At 54.3% G+C, this 2,077-nt stretch carries 3 rRNA genes; all 3 read left to right on the top strand.

Annotation, left to right across the window (positions count from 1 at the left end):
* Nucleotides 1-612 (top strand): 23S ribosomal RNA (locus tag H7828_RS19585); the annotation flags it as partial.
* Nucleotides 613-818: 206 nt separating this feature from the next.
* Nucleotides 819-933 (top strand): 5S ribosomal RNA (rrf, locus tag H7828_RS19580).
* A 458-nt stretch (nt 934-1,391) separates the two neighbouring features.
* Nucleotides 1,392-2,077: ribosomal RNA gene (locus tag H7828_RS19575) — 16S ribosomal RNA — on the top strand; the annotation flags it as partial.

The raw sequence follows: 2,077 nt of genomic DNA, 5'->3' as shown, positions 1-2,077 counted from the left end.
CGGAGGCGCGCGAAGGTTGGCTCAGAGCGGTCGGAAATCGCTCGTTGAGTGCAATGGCAGAAGCCAGCCTGACTGCAAGACGGACATGTCGAGCAGAGACGAAAGTCGGCCATAGTGATCCGGTGGTCCCGAGTGGAAGGGCCATCGCTCAACGGATAAAAGGTACGCCGGGGATAACAGGCTGATGGTGCCCAAGAGTCCATATCGACGGCACCGTTTGGCACCTCGATGTCGGCTCATCTCATCCTGGGGCTGGAGCAGGTCCCAAGGGTACGGCTGTTCGCCGTTTAAAGAGGTACGTGAGCTGGGTTTAGAACGTCGTGAGACAGTTCGGTCCCTATCTGCCGTGGGTGTAGGATACTTGAGAGGAGTTGCCCCTAGTACGAGAGGACCGGGGTGAACGATCCACTGGTGTACCAGTTGTTCCGCCAGGAGCAGTGCTGGGTAGCTATGATCGGAAAGGATAACCGCTGAAGGCATCTAAGCGGGAAGCCCCCCTCAAAACAAGGTATCCCTGAGAGCCGAGGTAGACCACCTCGTCGATAGGCCGGAGATGTAAGCGCAGCAATGTGCTCAGTTGACCGGTACTAATTGCTCGATAGGCTTGATTTGATCCAGTGGAAGCTGGACTTCCCGTCGGTGAAAACCGACAGGAAACAGATCAAAAGTACACCAGGTGTACAAGACTTGGATAAGTCGCAGCCCAGACAGGCTGCACCTCAACTGATGGCTGTGCCAGGGCAGGTTCGAACCAGAGCCCGCCAAGGCACAGCAAAGACCTGACTGCAAAGGCAGACAGGCATGTATTCTTTACTCGGTTTGGTGGTCATAGCGCGAGCAAAACACCCGATCCCATCCCGAACTCGGCCGTTAAGTGCCGTCGCGCCAATGGTACTGCGTCTTAAGACGTGGGAGAGTAGGTCACCGCCAAACCTAGTAAAGAATACATAATCTCTCAAACGAGAAGAGTTTACCGAAAGGGGTTGCAAGGCACATCGATTGGCCTTAGATACCCCTCTCACCGGCATCGCAGCAATGCGCCGTCGGGAAGGCCGAGACCCCAGGGTCGCGGATGTTGACAACCGAAGATACTTCACGCTGGGCGCGTCTTGCTTTTGACGCATCCTGTTGGACGTATCTTCATGCTCTTTGACATTGCTATTATCTGAAGAGATATGTGGGCGGTTTGGTTCGTTTCGATGGATCAACCTCTTTCATATCGACTTCCTAGGGGCTTTCGGGCTTCGATTATGGAAGGTCAGCTTCACTGTTTGTCGGTTTCTTGTTTCTTTTTGAAACCTGAAGCACGATGGACAGAAGACTGTTCCGGTCGCGAGATCGGAACGATATGTGCAGAGGTTCGAACGTCAAGGACACATCTTCGGATGTTTCAACTTGAGAGTTTGATCCTGGCTCAGAACGAACGCTGGCGGCAGGCCTAACACATGCAAGTCGAGCGCTCTCTTCGGAGGGAGCGGCGGACGGGTGAGTAACGCGTGGGAATGTACCCTTTTCTACGGAATAGCCTCGGGAAACTGAGAGTAATACCGTATACGCCCTTCGGGGGAAAGATTTATCGGAGAAGGATCAGCCCGCGTTGGATTAGGTAGTTGGTGGGGTAATGGCCTACCAAGCCGACGATCCATAGCTGGTTTGAGAGGATGATCAGCCACACTGGGACTGAGACACGGCCCAGACTCCTACGGGAGGCAGCAGTGGGGAATCTTAGACAATGGGCGCAAGCCTGATCTAGCCATGCCGCGTGAGTGACGAAGGTCTTAGGATCGTAAAGCTCTTTCGCTGGGGAAGATAATGACTGTACCCAGTAAAGAAGTCCCGGCTAACTCCGTGCCAGCAGCCGCGGTAATACGGAGGGGACTAGCGTTGTTCGGAATTACTGGGCGTAAAGCGCACGTAGGCGGACCAGCAAGTTAGGGGTGAAATCCCGGGGCTCAACCTCGGAACTGCCCTTAAAACTGTTGGTCTAGAGTTCGAGAGAGGTGAGTGGAATTCCGAGTGTAGAGGTGAAATTCGTAGATATTCGGAGGAACACCAGTGGCGAAGGCGGCTCACTGGC

The organism is Oceaniglobus trochenteri (assembly GCF_020529025.1).
Taxonomy (GTDB): domain Bacteria; phylum Pseudomonadota; class Alphaproteobacteria; order Rhodobacterales; family Rhodobacteraceae; genus Oceaniglobus; species Oceaniglobus trochenteri.
This window is presented reverse-complemented; position numbering and strand designations above follow the sequence as displayed.